The organism is Burkholderia sp. Ac-20392 (assembly GCF_017104585.1).
GTDB classification, from domain to species: Bacteria; Pseudomonadota; Gammaproteobacteria; order Burkholderiales; family Burkholderiaceae; genus Burkholderia; species Burkholderia lata.
On record NZ_JAAGPB010000652.1, the window covers coordinates 1 to 3,981 of the forward strand.

The 3,981-nt window shown below is 69.8% G+C and carries 4 protein-coding genes and 1 pseudogene; 3 read left to right on the forward strand and 2 right to left on the reverse strand.

The annotated features are described in order from the left end of the window. Positions 1 to 263 (reverse strand): annotated as a pseudogene (locus G3N99_RS36250) (DUF3108 domain-containing protein); the annotation flags it as partial. A gap of 114 nt (positions 264 to 377) precedes the next feature. Then, complete coding sequence (locus G3N99_RS36255) at positions 378 to 1,250, reverse strand: IclR family transcriptional regulator (RefSeq protein WP_174937719.1); 873 nt, start codon at positions 1,248 to 1,250, stop codon at positions 378 to 380. Between the two features lie 155 nt (positions 1,251 to 1,405). Between G3N99_RS36255 and G3N99_RS36260 the strand changes: the two genes are divergently transcribed. From G3N99_RS36260 to G3N99_RS36270, 3 genes are all read left to right on the forward strand, one after another. Continuing rightward, positions 1,406 to 2,398, forward strand: coding sequence for a fumarylacetoacetate hydrolase family protein (locus tag G3N99_RS36260; RefSeq protein WP_069248978.1), 993 nt, complete (start codon positions 1,406 to 1,408; stop codon positions 2,396 to 2,398). A 137-nt stretch (positions 2,399 to 2,535) separates the two neighbouring features. Further along, on the forward strand, positions 2,536 to 3,363 hold the full coding sequence (locus G3N99_RS36265; protein ID WP_085042695.1) for an enoyl-CoA hydratase/isomerase family protein: 828 nt from the start codon (positions 2,536 to 2,538) through the stop codon (positions 3,361 to 3,363). 88 nt (positions 3,364 to 3,451) lie between these two features. Further along, positions 3,452 to 3,981 (forward strand): PhaM family polyhydroxyalkanoate granule multifunctional regulatory protein (locus G3N99_RS36270; protein ID WP_206124768.1); only part of this gene is annotated, 530 nt, incomplete at its 3' end.

Genomic DNA, 3,981 nt, shown 5'->3' on the forward strand with positions numbered 1-3,981 from the left:
GCCGCCGGGGCGGGCGCGGCCGGCTGCTCGACCGGCTTCGGCGCAGGCGGCGCGGGCTGGCGCTCGATCGGTTGCGGTTTCAGCAGCTCGATCTGTACGGGGATGTCGGCGGGTGGGGGCGGCGTGAACGCGTCGCGGTTGCGCATCAGCCAGAACGCGGCGAGCGCGTGCAGCACCAGCACGACGACGAGCGCAATGCCCACGCGCAGCCAGTGGCGGGGCAAAGCGTGACTCGGACGGGTGTCGGCTGGCTGCATGGGCATCGGAACAGGATCGGGGCGTTCGCATGACGTCGGGCGCGCAGCGCGCGCCACAGGAATCGGACTGTCGAATGCGCCGCGCGTTCGCGCTGCGTGACGGGGCGGGTACCGGATGCGTCAGGCGTCGCGCGCGTCGGGACTATAGCCGAGTTCGTAAGACAGTTTTTGCGCGTATGCGCGCAGCGCGGTGTCGATCTCTCCACCCCATGCAATGTCGAACGAGCCTTCCTGGCCGAGCGCGACGATCGCGAGCGCGAGTTCGCCGACCGCATCGAACACGGGCATGCAGAACGCGTGGATCGTCGGCAGCAGCATCCCCTCGACGCGCGCGGCCTCGTGCTTGCGCACGTCGGCGAGCACCGCGTCGACCTCGTCGAGCGTGCGCGGGCCGCCGTGGTGCGGCGAGCGGCGCGTATCGGCGAGTTCGCGCTCGAGCATCGCGGCGGTCTTGCTGCGCGGCAGGTACGCGGCGAACAGCAGCCCCGTCGCGGAGCCGAGCAGCGGCATCACGTCGCCGAGCTTCAGCGATGCCTTCGCCGGGTGGCTCGATTCCATCCAGTGGACGATCGTCGGCCCCTGGTTGCCCCACACGGCGATGCCGACCGTCTGGTCGAGGCGGTCGCGGAATTCGGTCAGCGCGATGCGCGCGAGCTTCACGCCGTCGACGCGCGCGAGCCGCGCGAGCCCCATCTGCAGCGCGAAGCCGCCGAGCTCGTAGCGGCCCGAGACGGGGTCCTGCGACACCACGCCGAGCCGCGAGAAGCTGACCAGGTAGCGGTGCGCCTTCGCAGGACTCATGCCCGCGCGCTGCGCGAGGTCGCGCAGCATCATCGCGCGCGGCTCGCTCGTCAGCACGTCGAGCAGGCGGAAGCCGACCTCGATCGACTGGATGCCGGAACGGACCTTCTCGCCGTGCTCGCCGGAAGCGGCGTCGTCGGTGTCGGTATCGGAGTCGGCGAGATCGTCGTCGGGAAGCGGGCTGGCAGGCATGGGCGGCAGGTGCGCGAAAAGGCGGCAGAAGTCGGGCTGAAAAACCGGGCCGGATAATCGGGGCGAAAACGGCGCGCACAATCGCGGCGCGCCGCAGGGATTCACCATCGTAAAATAGATTCCCTCCATCGTCACTACAACGGCAGAGTCCCCTTATGAAACTTGCTTCGCTGAAGGACGGCACGCGCGACGGCCAGCTGATCGTCGTGTCGCGCGACCTGCACACCGCGGCGATCGCCGACGCGATCGCGCCGACGCTGCAGCGCGTCCTCGACGACTGGGCGTTCTACGCGCCGCAGCTGCGCGACCTGTACGACGCGCTGAACCACGGCCGCGCGCGCAATTCCTTCGCGTTCGATCCGGCCAACTGCATGGCGCCGCTGCCGCGCGCGTTCCAGTGGGCCGACGGCTCCGCCTATGTGAACCACGTCGAGCTCGTGCGCCGCGCGCGCGGCGCGGAGATGCCGCCCGAATTCTGGACCGACCCGCTGATGTACCAGGGCGGCAGCGACGATTTTCTCGGGGCCCGCGACGACGTCGTGTGCCCGTCCGAGGAATGGGGCATCGATTTCGAGGCGGAAGTCGCGGTGATCACCGGCGACGTGCGGATGAGCGCGACGCCCGACGAGGCGCTGAAGGCCGTGCGGCTCGTCACGCTCGTGAACGACGTGTCGCTGCGCAACCTGATTCCGGCCGAGCTCGCGAAGGGCTTCGGCTTCTTCCAGAGCAAGCCGGCCACCGCATTCGCACCGGTCGCCGTGACGCCCGACGAGCTCGGCGACGAATGGCGCGAAGGCCGCGTGCACCGGCCGATGATCGTCCACTGGAACGGCAAGAAGGTCGGCCAGCCCGATGCGGGCACCGACATGGTGTTCCACTTCGGCCAGCTGATCGCGCACGCGGCGAAGACGCGCAACCTGCGCGCCGGCTCGATCGTCGGCTCGGGCACGGTGTCGAACAAGGACGCGAAGCGCGGCTACTGCTGCATCGCCGAGAAGCGCTGTCTCGAGACGATCGAGCACGGCGCGCCGCAGACCGAGTTCATGCGCTACGGCGATACCGTGCGCATCGAGATGTTCGACACGGCCGGCAAGTCGATCTTCGGCGCAATCGAGCAGTCGGTCGCCCCGCCCGACGGCGCGGCGTAAGTCACGCGGAGCACGCAGCGCTCCGCTGTCGCGAAACCCGGGCCCGGCCCGCGCGCCGGGTTTCGCCTGATGTTTGCCCGCGCGGGCTTGGCTACACTCGATTCAGGGGCGCGAGAGCCTCGAGCAAGGAGCAGCGCATGGCCAATCTCGCCGCGTACGGCGGTTACGAAGCACTGAAGGTGACGCGCCGCGACCATGGCGTGCTCGACATCGTGATGAGCGGCGAGGGCGCGAACCGCAGCGGCCTCGCGACCGCGAACGCACGCATGCATCGCGAGCTCGCCGACATCTGGCGCGACGTCGACCGCGATCCCGACACGCGCGTCGCGGTGATCCGCGGCGAAGGCAAGGGCTTCTCGGCGGGCGGCGATCTCGCGCTCGTCGAGGACATGGCGAACGACTTCGACGTGCGCGCCCGCGTATGGCGCGAGGCGCGCGACCTCGTCTACAACGTGATCAACTGCAGCAAGCCGATCGTCTCGGCGATGCATGGCCCGGCCGTTGGTGCCGGGCTCGTCGCCGGGCTGCTCGCGGACATCTCGATCGCCGCGAAGGATGCGCGCATCATCGACGGCCACACGCGGCTCGGCGTCGCGGCCGGCGACCATGCGGCGATCGTGTGGCCGCTGCTGTGCGGGATGGCGAAGGCGAAGTACTACCTGATGCTGTGCGAGCCCGTGAGCGGCGAGGAGGCCGAGCGGATCGGGCTGGTCTCGCTCGCGGTCGAGCCGGCCGACCTGCTGCCGAAGGCCTACGAAGTGGCCGAGCGGCTCGCGCACGGTTCGCAGTCGGCGATCCGCTGGACCAAGTACGCATTGAACAACTGGCTGCGCACGGCCGGGCCGACCTTCGATACGTCGCTCGCGCTCGAATTCATGGGGTTTGCCGGGCCGGACGTGCAGGAAGGCATCCGCTCGCTGCGCGAGCGCCGCCCGCCCGAGTTCCCCGGCGACGCGCCGTTCTGACACGCGCTGGCGCTATGATCGATCCAGGCGCGGCTCGCGCGATGCATGGCGGCCGCCTCGCACTCACCCAGTCAACCAGGACGCCCGTATGACGACCGATGCCTCCGGCTCCAACCCTTTCGCCGGCTTTGCCGGCTTCAAGCCCGCCGACATGATGGACCGCATGTGGGACATGATGCGGATGTCGCCGTTCGGCGGGATGACGTCGTTTCCGGGCGCCACGCAAGGGCTGCCGCCGTCGCTGTCGAGCATGTCCGACATGATGGCGCCGCTCACGAGCGTCGAGGAGCTCGACAAGCGGATCACCGATCTGCGCGCCGTCGAGCAGTGGCTGAAGCTCAATCTCGGGATGCTGCAGTCCGCGATCCAGGCGCTCGAGGTGCAGCGCGCGACGCTCGCGACGCTGCGTGCGTTCGGCGCGTTCGCGCAGAGCTCGATGTCGGCGGCCGAGGAAGCGGCCGTCGCGGCCGCGCATGCGGCGAAACAGGCGTCGGGCGACGCCTCGCCGGCACCGGATGCCGGCGCGTCGGATGCGGCGGCGGGCGACGCCGCGCAGCAGGCCTTCGACCCGTCGGGCTGGTGGAGCCTGCTGCAGTCTCAGTTCAACCAGCTCGCGAG

Coding starts and splice junctions, on each gene's coding strand:
- G3N99_RS36255 (WP_174937719.1), bottom strand. CDS start 1,250: ATGCCTGCCAGCCCGCTTCCCGACGACGATCTCGCCGACTCCGATACC.
- G3N99_RS36260 (WP_069248978.1), top strand. CDS start 1,406: ATGAAACTTGCTTCGCTGAAGGACGGCACGCGCGACGGCCAGCTGATC.
- G3N99_RS36265 (WP_085042695.1), top strand. CDS start 2,536: ATGGCCAATCTCGCCGCGTACGGCGGTTACGAAGCACTGAAGGTGACG.